Genomic DNA, 15,091 nt, shown 5'->3' with positions numbered 1-15,091 from the left:
GGGAGCATCAGTAAAGTGGTTAGCTTCGAGTATCCCGGCCTGGCTATCGTGGCGACCGTTTTTGTACCGCGGCAACTCGTAATGTTCGGCACCGTTATAAGCTCTGGGCCAGCGCCCATCGCCGTCCTCCCCCGGGAGGAGCATACTCACTGGGCGCGTACCGTCTGGGGTTGGCTCAAGTAAAGTAAAATCTAAATCATCTGGTATGGCATTCAGGGGCCAAAGTCCGTTCAGCTTACCGGAAAAGCCCGTGTTATCAATCCATGCCAGGTAGTGTTTACCGACAAACATAAAATCGCCCTCACGCGGGCCTTCATGCGACGGGAATCCTAGCCCAGCACTTGCTCTGCCAACTAATTCCTCGACCCTCCCGGCTACGGTGCTGCCGCTGCAATCGTAGATCGTGGGACCACTGGTTGAGATGATGACGCTACAATTTGATGCTGCCGTGGCGCTAGCGGCGAGATCTGTTGTGGATTTGGTGTTTGTTGCTGGTCCGCAGGCACAGAGGCAAATCAAACATAAGAGCGTGATCAATCCGGCAGCATAACGCCGCATGACTTGGGGTGTTTTTGGAATCCCTGTGAGTAAAGGCACGGCCATGCTCTCCCGACGGTACAACGACCTTGTTTAGTCCGGCGTCTCTTACACCAAATGCATGGCCTATGTCATCTTTCGAGGGAGCGCATAAAGGCGCAGGAACCCATTGATTCCTAGCGCCGGATGCGGGATCAAGCTGGACTTTGGTATCGCCAAGTCCCTCTTGGAATTTCTAATTAACTGGCAGGCGCCACGTCTTGAACACTGCCGTCTGATCACTTCCCGCGGCCTGGTTGACAAGGTCACGAACATAAGTCCATACGGCCTGGTCGCTACCACCGACACGCTGGGCTACGGAGTTCTCGTATTCAGCATTCAATTTGGAGTTAAATTTTTGCCAGAACTCCCAACCATAAGTCTTCTGAAACTCCATTAAGAAACAAAGCTGTAAAAACGGATCCGACTTAAGCTGACTATACTCACCTGAGGCCAGATAGGCGTTCTTACCGTCACAATAAGTGCGCGCATTAGGCTGACCTTCTACCCGATTAAGCATCTCGAGTGAGTGTAGCGTGAAGACATTGGGCCAGCTTTCATAGCTTAGGCGCATATAGGAATGGACGCCGTTCGCCGCAGTGAAATTATGGCCGATTTCGTGGGCAAAACCCCAAATATCTGTATTTATAACTGATGCCCTCAGTATTCGCTGAGATTCATTACCACCAAACAAATCTGGCAGGGTACGGATGGGATTACCCGCAATCATGTAACCGAATTTAACAACCTCGGGATCGGGAAAGAATCTGATTTTCACGCCATCAAAAGGTGCCATACCTCGCAGCTTCAAATGAGCCTCGTAGATTCGGTCTAGCGTCTCCACCGACGCAACTAGCGTACTCCGGTCTCTCAACACTGCGGCAGTCGTTACAGGTAGTAGAATGTGGCGCCCGATGATTTCTAAATTGCCGCTAGCGATCTTGGTTAAATCCACCGCAGCTGCATCCTGAGGACTGAGCGAGGGGACCGTCCCACCATCACTCGTCACGGTGACATCGAGTACACCTTTGAGGCCTAGACGATTGCCGTACATTTCTCCGCCGTCCCCGTGATTCATCCCGACATACAAGGTCTCATCTTTGGCGGCGGTAAAGATACCGGAGACCCCAATACACTGAATCTCTTTATTGTAATTCAGTCCGCTCCTCGCAACTAGCGATCCGAGTCGACATCCACGCTCGGACCCAAGACCTACTCCAGAGGCGTCGACATTTTGATTATCGTACTGCCACCGCCCCTTAGCGCTGATCTTTGCGGTCTGACCCTTTTTCAAAAATAGCCCTGAGTTCACCCAGTAGCCACCTGCGTATACTTTGAATGTTTGCGAACCGTAGGGACCGGACAGAGGGACGCCGACTACTGTGTCGGCGGCTTTCACATCACTCACTGGAGGACGCCCGAAAATGCAGGAATTTAAAATTGCATCCAGTAGCGCTATGAGGTTCCTGATGGCCTCGGCTATGAGTTGAATAGGATTAAATCCAGCGGGTTTGGTGTTTGGATTCTGGAGCACAGGAGGAGCAAGAAGACACTTTAGGAAGTTCCCCAACCATGAAAGTACAGTGGAAGCAATTCTGAATACATTACTTGCTACCGACTGAGCCCTAGGTGCCCCACCCCCCTCTGCAGCACCGTTAAGGGCTAATCCCAATGACAGCCTAGTACCTTGGCTTGTCGACTTCAGCGCATATTCTGTAGCGATAGCCTGGAGGCTGGTAAAATCACTCTCAATTTGAGTAGCGATTTTATCGAGTACTTCAACATGCTCTGCGATCGCAGACACATCGGAGTCTAAAGGCGGCAGTCGGCGCTCGAGATCCTGTAGTTCTCCCATGGTCTTAGTCATCTTGTCGTAAATGACCTGGGTGCGCTGATCTTGAGCAAATTCCGCAGCATCCACTGGCTTAGCGTCAGCCTGAGATTGAGGTTTATCTTGAGGTTTGCTTTGTGGAATGAAAACAGCTTCGGCGCCTACCGACGATTTGCGCACAGCACCATCGGGATTCTGGCCATTGCAGCCAACGATTGCCATGATCAGAATCACCGAAGTCAATTTGGTCACGGTAGCCCCCCTAAGACGTAAAGTTCTCTACCGCAGGGCTTAATAGCCTATCGGCGCATTTCGTTACAAAGTTTAAGAATTTTTATTAATAGCTTATTTACGCGGTGTTACGAACCCCAATTTCGCTACGGAACTTTCGCGCTGCAGCGAAATTGGTCACCTAGCTTCGGAACGCTACACTGGAGATAAGTTTACTCTACCGTGTACGCGACTTGATTGAACACCTGTCCGCAGCACTGTCCGGGCATAGCAAAATTGTAAACGCGCCCATTCTGGACGGGTGCATCGTACGCGTCAAATAGCCTGACGCGGTAGGGTTCCGATCCAACATTTGTGAGGGTAAATACCTGGCCCAGGGTCAAAAACATGGGCTGCACCACCCAACGTCCACCCACCCACTGCTCTACGCGGTGAATACCCCGCTGCAGATGCTTAATAATCACGGTTGGCCAGTAGGCAGATGCGTTCTGCGCGAAACCGATAGCCACGTCGCCAATGTAACCTGGAGCGTCTACGTAGCGCCACGTCACCTGCGGATTGCGCCACGTGTATACGTTCATGGTCGAATCAAACTGCCCGAGACCAGACTGGGCAAGATCGAGATGAAACCGGTCGAGGCGACACCAAACATTGCCGTCGTTGCAGCTGTCGGCAACGATAAACATCGCTTTAGCTCCGGTGAGCGCTCCATCTTCCCACTGCCCCCCGGTGCAGAAGTCTGTGTTCCAGCGTTCGGAATGATCAGCGTTTTTACAAAATTTGCTGAGTGTCACTTCAATCCAACGACCGCAGTTACGCCCACCGTCGTACTCTCCACTCATCGGCGGTTGCGCGTGCTGCACATTCAGCGCCACGAAGTTACTAGACTCCACCACTGACTGAGGTAGACCGCAGCCACCTGCCGGTGCACCAAGCCCGCCAAAGTATGTCGCCATCCCCGCATGAACATCATCTGCCTCAGTGATATCAGCACTAAAGGCTTATCCACTAAAGAGCAACAAATTCGTAACGAGAAGCGACTTAGAAATTCTGGAAATACGCATGCGATAAACCTTCCATGGTAAATGAGCATCATGCTGATTTCGCTATGCGGCCCATTGTACCACAGAAGTCAGACGCCTCACGGAAGCCAGACTCTTAGTTGTTGCATCCAGTCTGTAAAGTAGGCACGATCGCATTCACTGGAAACCCCTGGGCATCAAGCCTTTTGTAGATCCCGTCCAATGTGTCAGTTGGCAACTCTGGTGTCCTCGCAAGTATCCAAATAGGACGACGCAGTGGCGATGAAACGACTGCGTACGAGTAATCATCAGCTACTTCGATAATCCAGTAGTTTGATCCAGGTAGTTTAATGCCACCGAAGACTACATTTAATTTACCTGGATTTGACGTCGCGTAGGCGATGCCTTTAACGTCACTAAGGGCACCATCCACCGTATCACGGCGGCAACTATTGACGACATCCACGTTGCCGTCATCGCGCAGTGTGTAAGTGGCCGTGGCACAGACGCAATTCGCTTGAAAAAATGGGTTCGTCGAGGCCACCTGGTACCACTTGCCCATGTACTTATTGACATCGATCTCGGACACTACGGTCGGGAGAATCCCAGCCTGAGCGATAGTCCCAAATCCTGCTACAAACAGAAATGCACTACAAACTAGTTTCCTGATCATCTCTTTTTCTCCCCGAAGTTTATGGATGAAACTCGCGCTTTGAAACGCGATTGCCAGAAATCAAGTGACCAACCGACGGCAATGACCTCACTGCCTGCGGCACTCCGTTGGCGGCAAAGTTCGGTGAATATAGGTCGCCACAGCAGACGTTCAAACCCACGGAGGCGCGCCATCATGCGCTCGTTGGTCACTTTGGCGTACCCGCGTTTAAAACCCATGGCCGATAGGTGATCGAAGATCCCAAGTGTGAGAGCTGCTAGCACATGTTTATCGGCGTACTGCGGATCTGTAGCAGCCAAGTCACAGTAGAATAATTCACGTTCTGACTGCGGTATCCATGCATTTGGCAAGGATACGCGTCCGAGTACGTCCCCGACCATTCGCAGTCGCGGCGTCAGCAGATCCTCTGGCGGCACGAATGGTCGGAAATCGTCCTCTGCAGTGATGACACCGAGTAGTGTACCGCCATGACTATGCGCAACTACCCCTAGTTTGCCTTGAGCGCAGTAATCAATGTGGGCACTGATCAGTGGCAATAATTCCTGCGAGCTCAGTCCTAGCTGTCTCGTCAGAGGTTCTCGGTACGCAAATTGTTCCGCGAGTAATCGCGCGACCGCCTCGGTGTCGCCGGGTGCAATGGGACGCACCGTCATACGTAGGCGAAAAAATGCCCGGAGTATTGCGAGAAATATCCTAGTCATAGATTGGCCTCGGGAGAGCGGATGCATAAAGCTGGATCATGCGACGCGCAGTTAGGGCATCCGGAATCATCGCGGCTACCATGTTGCGTAGCCCACTCGCTGCGGATGATTTGGGTTGAAATGCGGTATTCATAAAATTTGCTAGTTTCATCATCTCAAGAACCCGAGACTTCCTCACACGGTCAAACTGTGCCCATGCTTCTGCCACGTCATCGTAGGACGAGCATAGTGCGGCCGCCCAAATAGCGTCCTCGAGGGCGAGTGATGCACCCTGCCCCATGTTGGGCGGCATCCCATGACTGGCGTCACCAATGAGTAACAAGCGCCCGCGGTAACTTGCTTTTAATTCCTCGACCACACTGAAATTACTCAGTCTGAAACTCTCAACCTGTGCAGACGCAAGGGCCGCAACTACATCAGAATGATAATCAGCAAATAGTTCACGCAGTCGCTTGATAACAGAGTCTGGATCATGATCGCGCGATGACTCGTAGCTAGGGTGACGCTCAAGGGCACTCCAGTAAAGGCGCTTGCCATCGAGGGAGGTCAAAACAAACCTGGTCCCTACTCCCCAAAGTTCCAGAGTCTTACCGACATAGTTTGCGGCACATGGGAGGTCGCTATACCCCAACCAAGTCCGGAGTCCCTGATAGCGAACCCGTGCAGATCCGGCGACAAAACCGCGCACGCGTGATCCCATGCCGTCAGCGCCGATGATGAAGTCAGCCGTACTGCGTAGACCATTGGCAAATGTCACAGTGACAGATCTCGGGTCGTCGCTCACATGAGTCAGTTTGTGGCCAAATGCGATTTTGCCCCCAAGGCTATAAAGGCGTTTGAAAAGGATCTGCATGAGATCGCGACGCCGCACCGCGACGATTGGATGGTTCAAGCTAGCGGCCAGATCGCCTCCTAGGAGGGACATTAACGGCCGCTGCTGTGACGTAGTAAACCCCATGATCTCCTGCGGTGTCGCTACCTGCATCACGGCATCTAAAATACCGAGTTGCTCCATCGCACCGAGCCCGTTAGGAGCAATCCACAGGAGGTGATCGGCTTCAACGACCTCATTTCTCGACTCAAAAATGGCGACCTCGAGACCCTTCAGAGCGAGCGCGATGCCACTAGCGATACCGCCTATACCTGCACCGATGACGATGCCTCTTTTGCCTGTCATGCGCATAACCCCCGACCCTTTAAGTCACCCATGCGACTCATCGCCTGATTGATGATGCGGTAAAAATCATTGACGGATCGCGCTGCGAGATAGGAGGTCTGCTCATTGGCGATGGCATAAGGCTTCAGCACGGAATCAATAGTGATGGGAGCTGTCTCTATCTCTATCACTCTTCGGTGCGTAAAATTTCGTAACTCACTCAGTGAGCTGATTAGCCCGGCACCCATGACGGCAAATCCGTCGTCTTGCTTTAAAAGACCGAATTCAAAGATCCAGAAATAAAGCTTATCGACCAAATGAAACGGCGTAGGGCTGGCCGCAAAGGCAACGTCAAAGGCAGCTAGCGCCGCATCGAGATGCTCAAGTGGCTCCGCTTCGGTACCCTCGTGCATCCTGACCTTACTTTTGTTTACATGAAAGAGCGCCCGATCGAGCGGCGTGATAGCCGCCATACTCGCTACGCGACTCCAGACAGTTAAAAGGCGGCGGTATTCTGGATTGAGCAGACTCGGCAAGTGGCCAAAAAGATCGTGGATGAGGTCAGGCTCCCGGGCAAAGTAGAGCTCATCGGCAGGCCTTACGGCACTCGAGATGGGCATCACGCGTGCGGCGATGAGTTGGGCCACCCGCCAGGGCTCGATGTAACCGTCCACATAGCAGGCCGTCCAGCCTTGGGGGGCAAGCAACTCCTGAATCAGTCCGAGGGACGGCACACACCCGCCTAGGTCTCTGAGCACGCTCAGGCCGGACTTATAAAACGGGTGCAAGGACGCCTCAAAATCGGGAAGGCTTGCGAAAAAACCCTCATGAAAGCGCCGCCATGTCTCATGATCGGCACTGCTGAATTGCCGCGTTGGTGTAGTCGCACCCATACTGTATCCGCCCTCAACTCGCTCTAAAATGAACGAACGCTCATTTATTATTGCAGAGGATGCGGCAGGTCAACAAGATTTTTTAATATTATCGTTCTTGAAATACATGCTGAACTTTAATATAAGAAGATATTCATGATTGTTTGTTCACTCATTTTCGCCAGGTAGGTCATGGCCAGACTTAAAGATCCCGATCGCCGCGCGCTCATATTAGGGGCTGCCCTGGAGCAATTCGCGGCACGTGGATTTCATGCCGCCTCCATCAAAGACCTAGCCGGTAGCTGCGAGATCTCACTTGGGTCGCTATACACTTACTTCCGCAGCAAGGAGGAGCTAGTCAATGAGCTCTTCCGCCACTGGAAGCTGCAGTTTGCCAATTTTGTTGCCGAAGGCACAGCGGACGTCACCGGCCGGGCCGCGCACCGGATGGTCTGGACTAATATCGCACGCTACATCACGAAGCATCCTAAGGCCTTCGGTTTCCTGGAGGCCCAGCTGCACGCCACCTACCTCGACGAGGCCTCGATCAAGCTCGAACGTGATCTAAACGACTCCCTGATTAGCTACTACCAAGATCGGATTCAGCTAGGCCACACGAGAGATCAGGCGCAACTGGTCATATCCGCGACGTTTGGTAGCTACGTGCAGGTCTTTAAAGCCTCCGAGGCTGGATTGATCAAATTCGATAAAGCCACCCACGATCAGCTGGAGATTCTCGCGTGGCGCATGGCATCGGGTTCTTGAGAGCATGGGTTTCTAGCTGTATTGTCATCAGCTAACGTAACTCAGAAAAAACTCACCAGGTAAGCTACTTACGGTTTCATGATGGATAGCGACCATTAAGAGTGCTGAGCTTTTGCCGATGATACGCAGGGGCAATGTATGCTCCGGGACTTGGCATGATTTATCTCGTGATCAAATGGATTAGTCTGGTTGCCTGGCTTACAACTGGTGCACAGGCAGCTCCTATTGTGGTTCCGATGACAGAGGAATCCGCCGTATTCTTGCTCACAGATTTGGTGGAAGCCACTCCAGACTCCAGCGACCCTGCTGCACTAACCCGCACATTAGATCACGCGCGCGTTACACCAACCCAGGTGAGCGGCAGACGCTTTTTTCAGGAAGGGCGCCTGTGGTTTCGCTTGGAAATATCTAATCCCAGCACCGAAAGTCGGCGCCTAGTTTTAATGAATTCGTTTCCTGTCTTTTCCCAATGGCTACTCGACCCCAGCGCACCTGCAGGTCCAGTCATGCAGCGTACGGGTCTTGCCGAGACTGCCAACACACGAGGCACGCCAGATGATGTCATCAGGCTTGATGTCTCACCGGGCACTAAGACCTACTACATCGGGGTCTTGTCGCGAGGTATTCCTTACTTTCCTGTGATGACCTTGCAGCATCAAGATGATCACGATCATGAGCAAGCATCTCGCAGTGCAGTTTTGCTATTTGGTTTAGGCGCATTTGTGACCGGTATCAGCACTGTGCTGATACTAGGAATTTGGCTGCGAGCCAAGATGTTTACCAATATCGCACTCAGTGGAATCTGCTATCTACCACTGATCCTCATACTGAGCGGTCAAGCGTTCCTTCTGCCAACGGATTGGCGCATAGCCATCATAAAGATTTGGCCGATTTTTACAGTTCTCTCCATGACATTTATTGTAAAATTTGGCCTTGAATTCGTTAACATTCGACCGCATCAGCATCCTTTGGTTCATACCTACGGCCGCGCATTCATCCTGCTTCCTGTGATGTGTCTGCCACTCTTTTTCGTTAACGATTATGTGACAACCATGATTTATATCGGAGCAGCGGGTTTGGCTCTAGTCAGCGTGCAATTGATTGCTCTGAAGAGATGCATAGTTGACCGGGATCTTTATGCCACTCTTTACTCCATCTGTTTCCTGCCTATCACCATCTCCGACTGCCTTGTTTTAGCAGAGTTTAGCGGCATTATTGCCCATCACAGGGCTTATACAGATCTTCAGTTTTTGGCCATAACCCTGCAAGCGATGATGCTCTTGGTGCCAATTGGAATCAAAGTGGTCGGTATCCGTGAAAACGCTGCACTTTTGCGTCGTCACCTCAAAGGCATTATCGCCGATCATCGGATTAGTGACGTTGCACTGGCGGGAGCTGAATTGCTTAAAAATCCAGTTGAGCAGTACGTCACTGTCCTTTTTGTCGATATCGTCGGCTACTCACTAATATTTGAGCGCATGAAATCGATCGAGGCTTTCTCCGCGCTGAAGACTGTCATCAACTCTATGGTCGCGATTGTCCACAAACATGGCGGGGTCGTAGATAAGAGTCTTGGTGACGGCTTACTGGCTTTTTTTGGCTACGATCTCGCCGACGGTAGCGTTCCAAATCACGAAGCCACGGCACTCGCCTGCGCCCGAGATATTCAAATGGAAGCGGTGCTTAGGTGCTTAGATCCATTAGCGACAGCTTTGCCTTTACGGATCGGCATCAATAGCGACACCGTTAATATCGGAAATATTGGTAACGAAGAGCGATTTGATGTGACTGTATCAGGCGGCGGCGTGGTCTTGGCCAGCCGCTTTGAATCCGCCTGCGAGCCCTTCAAGATCGTGCTTGGTGAGTCCACGTTTAGCGCTCTACCTGAACACTTGAAGTCCGCAAATAGTTTCAATCCCATCAAGGTTCCTATCAAGCATCAGAATGCTCCTAAGTTAGCCTACGAATACGATCCATTCTGCGATGACCCAACTGTCACGGCTAGGGCTCTTAATTCCTACCGAATCCAGAATAACTTGAGAGTTCAGCACAGCCGCAGCATCCTTACTGAGCCGATCGCAATCAAGACCTCTTTTGGACCTATGCAACTTGTTAACTACTCCATAGGAGGCATGTGCCTCATAGCGGATGTCCTCTTAGGACGCGGGATTCATGTCGATCTTTACTTTGATGTCGCAGTCGATCACCCCGCTTACTTGTGGTTGAACCCCCTCGGCGCAGAGGTAGTTTGGTCCGCAGCAACCAGTGACGGCTGGTTCACGCACGGGCTAAAGTTTAAGGGCCATAGCAAAGAACAATGCGAGGTCGTCCTGCGTGTCATTGATGAGCTGATCCGCAAGTCGCAGGAGTCTCAAGAGCAGCAACAGCCATTGCGCGCGTAACACCGCTCAATCCGCTGCATTAAATGGACATTCCTTGCTCACTACTGTCGAAGATATGAACATCTCGCTTCGCAGCCCACATAAAAAGACGATATTTCCCGACACTTATTGAGCATCAAAGGCCGTAAATGCGCGGCATATATCTTGCTTAATCAGGAGATACGAGCCCTACGTAGCAGTCCAAGGTTGGCCTGCCATGCACGCAACAGAGTTGTTTATGAAGTACCAAATTGCTGTAACGACCTACGTTCTAGCGTCAATTCTAGCCTGCAAAGAGCCGCCAGCCCCTATTCCCCCGGAACTTACTGGTCGCGGCCGGGTACAAGAAAACGATGATGAAGAAACTCAAGGCGCCGCGTCATCCACACCTAAACCGGCATTTCCCAACGATACGGGCACTGCTGGTACCGCAGCGCTGCCACCCCCAACGACGCCACCTCCGTCGTCGTCAACATCCACAACACCGTCGCCCTCATCGAGTGGGGGCTCTGGCGGCGGCGGCTTTGGTAGCTTTCTCGGTAACATTATCAATACCATCAGAAACTTGGGCAACAATCAGAATGGTGGCGGCAATCAGACCAGCCCGGCGACTCCAGCACCAAGCCCCCAACCGTCGCCGAGTCCGCAGCCAAGTCCCCAGCCTGCACCGAGTCCCCAGCCCGCTAATCCACCCGTTGGAGCCAGCGGTGTCCAGTTTAACGCACCGGGCAATGCTAAATTCGCGATCACTAACTACGGTAGTGCGCTCCAAGGAAACAAGACTCGACTCCTGTCACTGATTAGCGCCGCCGGAGCATCACAGCAGGAAAAGATGTTGATCTTGGCCATTGCCATGCAAGAGACCACTTATATGCGCTCAGACGAACGGGATAGCGGCAAGGATGGCACACCGTCAGCTAACCTCAGCTACCTAAACATCAATTTAGATATGGCACAAATGCTAGGCTACCAGAGGAATGACGGTGGCGCCTATCTCAACGACCCCAATAATTTGGGCGAGGCTGTGAATCTACTCATCAAAGCATTTAGAACCTGGGGTGTCGATCGCACGCTAAACTTCATGCGTGGCGGACGCACAGCGTTCAACGACGGCACTAGCTACGGTGCTGCCGATTATCGTAATTCCATCGCCACGATTTATAACAGTATCAACCAGGATCAGAGTTTGCTGAACGATGGCCGACGCGTAGAGGTTAATCTCTACCGGGTTTAGTTTCTGTACCACCTCTTTTGACTGTCTTCTGCTCGGTTCTGATCAAAAGACTCAGTAACGATGAGATCACCATCGATGTGGCGACTATGCTTCCTAGCAGGGGAAATCGCGCAAGCCCGCTGGAGCTATCACCGAGAATCAGACCACCAATGAACGAAGCGCACGCGGCCGCAAGCTGCTGAACAGACGCAATCAGCGTCATGAAGCGACCGCGCAACGCTGAGGATACGCTGCCATTGATAAGAGCAAGAGACGGCGTCATCCTAGCTGCACCGACGGCAGCCACCAGGGTATTCATGGCTACCGCGACGGCTAAACTGGTTTTTTGCAAGTTACTGAAGATAAGCATCGCTGGCACCGCCACAACCGACGAACTAATAAAGACCCTTCTTGCACCGAAGCGATCAGCGATTCTACCTATCAGTGGCGATACGACGAACGAGGCTGCGCCACCAAACATATAAACGGTTGGGAGGTCAGCTTCAGCGATACCAACAATCTGCACCAGAAATGGGCTAACAAAGGGCGTAAACGTGAAGATCGACATCATGGTGGTAATCAGCACTAAAGCTACCCATGAATTCGGTAGCTTTAATATGGCCACCATATCGTGAATCATACCGGAAGATGGAACACGTTTCGTGATGTGTGATGTGACTGGTGGCAGCCGCCGCCATGCGAGCGCGAGGTTCATGGCGCTAAATACGGCGAGGGTAATAAATGCCGTTTGCCAGCCAAAACTATTGGCCAGACTGAGGCCGATAGGCACACCGACCACCGATGATACCGCGAATGCGGCCATAACTATGCCTGTGGCCTGACCACGACGGGACTCGGGGATAAGATCACCGATGATCGCCAGAATAATGGGCTGCAAGAGCCCACCAAACATACCCGTGATGGACCTTGCTGCGACCAGTGAAGGGAAGTTAGGCGCTAAACCGCAGACAAAAGTACCCACCACCAGCCCAGCGTAGACGAGAAGGAGCGTCTTTTTGCGATCAAACCTATCCATAAAAAAAGATGCCCCAAAGCAGCTCAGACTTGCACTCAGCGTATAAACTGAGACCACAAGAGCGAACTCCCTCGGAGCGATGCCAAACATCCGCATGAGCTGCGGACCGAGAGGCATCATAATCACGAAATCAATAATGTGCGAAAACTGCACCCCGGCAAGGATGAACACCAGCAGTAATTCGCGACGCATTGATGTTAGACAGCTTGCTTGTCGGTACGATTGGATGCCGACGTCGTCACCAACTTGCCACCGTGGTAACGCTCGACAAATCCTTCAAGCAGACGACGCTGTTCTTCAGAGAATCCAGAGAACTGCACGCCCATGCCTGGCATGAGATCCTTGCGTCCAGCCACTGGCTGTTGCGCCCAGATCACCGTACCCTTGGTATTGAGAGTTTCTTTGCTATCAGGGATGGTAAACGTCAGATCTATGGCTGAGCCAGTCGGCAGTGGCTTGCTCGTCTGAATAAAGACACCACCTGTGCCTAGGTCACGACAGAAATCGAAGAGGTAGCTCCCATCCGCCTTGTAGTCGACGAGAAGCTGAATGGGTACACGCTGATCTAAGCGTCCCTCAACCGCTTCGGTGGACTCATCGATCGCCCCGTTCCGCTTGGCCCTGGGTGCGCCCTTAGCCTGGTTATTTGATTTCTTTTGCGCCATGAGTCACATCCTCCAGTTCACACAGTTGCATATGCCGGGTGGTACATCTGAATGATCAGTGCTTGCCCGTATCGTGGGCTTTCCCTCGTTTCGACGCATCCACGAGTTTCTTTACATTTTCATTATGCTCGGCCAAGGTTTTGGAGAAATGGTGTCGCATAAACCCTGGAGTCAACACGTAGTAATAATAGCCGAAGTTGGTGGGATTTAGGACTGCCTCCAAGGACTTTCGGCTCGGAGCGCCAATAGCGGTTGGTGGTAGCCCGCGATGGATCCTGGTGTTGTATGGGTTGCGACGGTCCGAGAGATTTGCCCAGGTGAGATCCCCCGTGTAGTCGGGGATGCCGTAGATCACGGCCGCATCGATGCCGAGGGGTGCTTTGTCTTTGAGGCGCCGCCAGATCACCTCTGCTACGAGGGGACGCTCCTCATCAAGACGCGTCTCCAGTTCGATGAGGGAGGCGAAGGTGACTGCATCGTTAAGATTTAGTCCACGACTTTTGGCCTGGGCCTCATAGTCGGGTGGCAAATTTTGCCAAAAAGTGCGCACCATCAAGGTGAGCGCTTCGCGCGCCGTCGGTAGCTTATGAAACGAGTACGTGGCGGGGTAGATGTACCCCTCTAAAGACGCGCCCCGCACCTTGAGTTCGTCGAGAAATACCCGGTCCCGACTCAGGTTAGTGATTTCAACGATGTGACCGATGCCGTGAGCCGCCAATCGTTCGATGACTTCACGGAGCTTGAAACCCTCTGGGATGGTGATTTGCGCGACGACCGGCGCATAGATCAAACCCTGGACCATCGCCTTTTCGACGTCCAGTGGGGTCACCTGCCCGCTGAAACGGTAGGTGCCTGCCTGGTAGTGCTTGTATTCGCCGCCCAGTCGCACCATGAGCGTAAAGAGAGTCGAGTTATCGATGACGGCAGACTCAGAAAGCCTCTTGGCCAAAGCCGTGAGCCCCGTGCCACCCTTGAACTCAACAACCACCTCTTGAGGCAGAGTCTGCGGACGGGTCTGCCAGCTGTGAACGTAGGTCACTAGAGCCAAACCACTCACAAACACGATGGCGACGAGCGCTATCACAACCTTCGTCACAAACCGAGCCATCGGTACTACCCTCGCCTAAACATGAATCCTCAGGAAGTATTAGGATCTTCATCATAACGCATCAGCGCCCGAGACGGCGAGAGCGTCAGCGCAGTGGCGCTACTCCCGGTCTCTCAGGGCAATCGCTGCCTACGCCCCAAGAACCACAGCAACGACACGGTGACGGCTCCGGCGATCAGAAGGATGATGTAAATGTCTTTGTCTTGAAAGAGTAAACTTAGAGTTCTTGGCTTTGGCCTAAGGACTTTGGCACTAGTCAGCTCAAAGCCGTCAGCGATGGCCTGAAACAACGCTGCGTCGGCTAGATCCCGGTAGTAATACCCAACCACAACGGCACCGCCCTCGACAAGCTGCACCAGCATACTGGCACCAAGTCCGGTCGCCGGAAAAGTCGCCGTTGCGGTACCGCGTAAACGGTATTGATTAAATTGCCAGTCGTTTAAACCACGCAACTCACCAACTTGCGCTGCCATAGCCGCTAGGTCACCCAGGGTCGCAGCCAATTTGGTTTCGATCTTCCAAACTAGGACAAACGGCACATCGCGTTCGCCATACAGCGCCGAGGTCACTGTGGCGTTAGCCGGCAGTTTCACTCCCGCCTCAGCCAGGATCAGGTTGTGGGCCTGCTGCGTGGTCTTCTCGCGGCCAATCTTAAATGGGAGCGGGAATTTCACCCCCGCCGTCTGATCCTCATGCCAACTTTGATCTGATGCCATAGCGGTGACTGTGGCAGCAGTGGCACCGGAGGACGTTGACGAGTCGTCAGCTAAAACGGCCTGGCACCAAACATTGCCCCCACCAAACATGACGAGAGCGCATGTAAGTACCAGACCGTTTGTGAAACGCTTGTGTTTAGTCATC

14 protein-coding genes are annotated in these 15,091 nt (G+C 52.6%); 3 read left to right on the top strand and 11 right to left on the bottom strand.

Going from position 1 to position 15,091, the window contains the following annotated elements; all coding sequences use genetic code 11:
* From FJ146_12035 to FJ146_12005, 7 genes are all read right to left on the bottom strand, one after another.
* The coding region (locus tag FJ146_12035) for a hypothetical protein (GenBank protein ID MBM4252694.1) at positions 1–597 on the bottom strand (597 nt) is incomplete at its 3' end.
* A gap of 175 nt (positions 598–772) precedes the next feature.
* Positions 773–2,659: a hypothetical protein gene (locus FJ146_12030; protein ID MBM4252693.1), complete on the bottom strand. Its 1,887-nt coding sequence runs from the start codon at positions 2,657–2,659 to the stop codon at positions 773–775.
* A gap of 191 nt (positions 2,660–2,850) precedes the next feature.
* The gene (locus FJ146_12025; GenBank protein MBM4252692.1) at positions 2,851–3,594 is read right to left on the bottom strand and encodes a hypothetical protein; all 744 of its coding nucleotides are present in this window, start codon (positions 3,592–3,594) and stop codon (positions 2,851–2,853) included.
* Between the two features lie 202 nt (positions 3,595–3,796).
* Complete coding sequence (locus tag FJ146_12020) at positions 3,797–4,333, bottom strand: lipocalin family protein (protein MBM4252691.1); 537 nt, start codon at positions 4,331–4,333, stop codon at positions 3,797–3,799.
* Positions 4,330–5,034, bottom strand: a complete 705-nt coding sequence (locus FJ146_12015) for a hypothetical protein (GenBank protein ID MBM4252690.1) — start codon at positions 5,032–5,034, stop codon at positions 4,330–4,332. Before FJ146_12015 ends, FJ146_12020 begins: the two co-directional genes overlap by 4 nt.
* Positions 5,027–6,217: a hypothetical protein gene (locus FJ146_12010; protein MBM4252689.1), complete on the bottom strand. Its 1,191-nt coding sequence runs from the start codon at positions 6,215–6,217 to the stop codon at positions 5,027–5,029. Before FJ146_12010 ends, FJ146_12015 begins: the two co-directional genes overlap by 8 nt.
* A complete protein-coding gene (locus FJ146_12005) occupies positions 6,208–7,083 on the bottom strand; it encodes a hypothetical protein (GenBank protein ID MBM4252688.1) in 876 nt (291 codons plus the stop codon). The genes FJ146_12010 and FJ146_12005 overlap by 10 nt, the downstream gene beginning before the upstream one ends.
* A 171-nt stretch (positions 7,084–7,254) precedes the next feature.
* Here FJ146_12005 and FJ146_12000 point away from each other — a divergent pair, with 171 nt between their 5' ends.
* The 3 genes from FJ146_12000 to FJ146_11990 all read left to right on the top strand — a co-directional run bounded on the left by FJ146_12000 (position 7,255) and on the right by FJ146_11990 (position 11,442).
* The gene (locus FJ146_12000; GenBank protein ID MBM4252687.1) at positions 7,255–7,827 is read left to right on the top strand and encodes a TetR/AcrR family transcriptional regulator; all 573 of its coding nucleotides are present in this window, start codon (positions 7,255–7,257) and stop codon (positions 7,825–7,827) included.
* A gap of 134 nt (positions 7,828–7,961) precedes the next feature.
* A complete protein-coding gene (locus FJ146_11995) occupies positions 7,962–10,229 on the top strand; it encodes a hypothetical protein (protein ID MBM4252686.1) in 2,268 nt (755 codons plus the stop codon).
* A gap of 217 nt (positions 10,230–10,446) precedes the next feature.
* Entirely contained in the window at positions 10,447–11,442 is a 996-nt protein-coding gene (locus FJ146_11990) for a hypothetical protein (GenBank protein MBM4252685.1), read from the top strand.
* Here the strand turns inward: FJ146_11990 and FJ146_11985 are convergent.
* The 4 genes from FJ146_11985 to FJ146_11970 all read right to left on the bottom strand — a co-directional run bounded on the left by FJ146_11985 (position 11,423) and on the right by FJ146_11970 (position 15,090).
* A complete protein-coding gene (locus tag FJ146_11985; protein MBM4252684.1) occupies positions 11,423–12,649 on the bottom strand; it encodes an MFS transporter in 1,227 nt (408 codons plus the stop codon). The genes FJ146_11990 and FJ146_11985 overlap by 20 nt on opposite strands.
* A 5-nt stretch (positions 12,650–12,654) precedes the next feature.
* Positions 12,655–13,122 carry a TIGR02266 family protein gene (locus tag FJ146_11980; protein ID MBM4252683.1) on the bottom strand — a complete coding sequence of 156 codons (468 nt, stop codon included), beginning with the start codon at positions 13,120–13,122 and terminating at the stop codon, positions 12,655–12,657.
* A gap of 55 nt (positions 13,123–13,177) precedes the next feature.
* Complete coding sequence (gene mltG, locus FJ146_11975) at positions 13,178–14,230, bottom strand: endolytic transglycosylase MltG (GenBank protein MBM4252682.1); 1,053 nt, start codon at positions 14,228–14,230, stop codon at positions 13,178–13,180.
* A 113-nt stretch (positions 14,231–14,343) separates the two neighbouring features.
* Positions 14,344–15,090 carry a hypothetical protein gene (locus FJ146_11970; protein ID MBM4252681.1) on the bottom strand — a complete coding sequence of 249 codons (747 nt, stop codon included), beginning with the start codon at positions 15,088–15,090 and terminating at the stop codon, positions 14,344–14,346.
* Position 15,091 lies beyond the last annotated feature (1 nt).

Source organism: Deltaproteobacteria bacterium (assembly GCA_016874735.1).
GTDB lineage: Bacteria > Bdellovibrionota_B > Oligoflexia > Oligoflexales > CAIYRB01 > CAIYRB01.
This window is presented reverse-complemented; position numbering and strand designations above follow the sequence as displayed.